At 64.7% G+C, this 1,169-nt stretch carries 2 protein-coding genes; both read left to right on the top strand.

Annotation, left to right across the window (positions count from 1 at the left end):
- Nucleotides 1-249: 249 nt before the first annotated feature.
- Nucleotides 250-477 (top strand): type II toxin-antitoxin system HicA family toxin, encoded by a 228-nt coding sequence (locus MJ785_RS22400; protein ID WP_370652784.1) that lies wholly within the window; start codon nucleotides 250-252, stop codon nucleotides 475-477.
- Nucleotides 474-920 (top strand): type II toxin-antitoxin system HicB family antitoxin, encoded by a 447-nt coding sequence (locus tag MJ785_RS19400; protein WP_239377413.1) that lies wholly within the window; start codon nucleotides 474-476, stop codon nucleotides 918-920. Before MJ785_RS22400 ends, MJ785_RS19400 begins: the two co-directional genes overlap by 4 nt.
- Nucleotides 921-1,169 lie beyond the last annotated feature (249 nt).

Here is a 1,169-nt window from a genome sequence, read left to right on the forward strand (position 1 = left end):
TCGCAACCCACGATCGCACCAAGGCCGTAAGGGTGAACCGTTGATGGTCGCCGTGGACACCACCCCGCTGGCTCGGCCCGACGCGGTGTACCCCGACGAGCGCCCCCGCCCCCGCAGCGAGGAGTTCGCCATCATGGTCGAGATTGCCTGATGCCGCCAGTTCCCGTTCCCGTTCCCGTTCGCGGCCGCGACACCCACCCTACGTGTCTACCGGCTTGCCGGTATCCGTCTAGCAGGTAGACTCACCTCATGCGGGCACGCGAGGTGAACCGGGCCATCGAGCGGGCCGGTGGTGTGTTCGTCCGCCAAGTCGGTTCACACAGACGTTATCGCGCAATCTACATCGATATCGACGGTCGGGAAGGGCGAGCGGAGACGGCCGTGCCCCAGCATCCTGGTGATGTTCCAACGGGAACACTTGTCCGGATCGAGGCAGATCTTGCCCCGGCGTTCGGAAAGAGGTGGCTACGAACATGACGACCACGACACGTGCTGTCTACCGGGTCAATATCACGCGGGAGCGAGACGCGTGGCTCGCCGACGTCCCGGACGTTCCCGGCGCTCACACCTTCGCACGGAGCCTGTCCACGCTGCAGCGGAGCGTGCGGGAGGTCATCGCCCTCATGACCGACCGGGCAGACGACGCCCTCGACGTCTTTGACCTCGATGTCCGATACGAGATCGGCGACAGTTCCACAGCCGTGACGGCAGCGCGCCAAGCCCGCGCAGAGGCGGAACGGGCCGAGCATGCCTCCGCCAGCGCCATCCGGCGGGCAGTTGCGCGCCTGCCCACATCGCTGTCTGTACGCGACATCGCTGAGCTGCTCGGTATCTCCCATCAACGGGTCTCACAGGTACGCGCCGAGATCAACAAGAGCGGACGCGGCATCGACGATGGACCCATACCCGCAAGCGGATAGCATCTTGATCTGCGCTGGCCACGAACCGTGAGCGTGGACGGCAATGGACCGGCGAACTCAGCACTGATCGTTTCGAGGCGCCGCCATACCGCATCGCCGAGGCTGGCGGGTACCTGCGTGTCCCTGATCTGGTCATCGGCGTCCCCTCGGACGAGCTGGAAGACGCCGTACAGATCGATGGAGGTGATTTTTCGAGGTTTGTGCGCTGAAAATGGCCTCTTAGAGCGCCCGGCAATAGGGGTGTGGATC

The organism is Protofrankia sp. CiT1, assembly GCF_917627335.1.
Taxonomy (GTDB): domain Bacteria; phylum Actinomycetota; class Actinomycetes; order Frankiales; family Frankiaceae; genus Protofrankia.

What these genes read in the sequence shown, in the direction of transcription:
- MJ785_RS22400 (WP_370652784.1), top strand. Translation starts at nt 250, where the DNA reads ATGCGGGCACGCGAGGTGAACCGGGCCATCGAGCGGGCCGGTGGTGTG.
- MJ785_RS19400 (WP_239377413.1), top strand. Translation starts at nt 474, where the DNA reads ATGACGACCACGACACGTGCTGTCTACCGGGTCAATATCACGCGGGAG.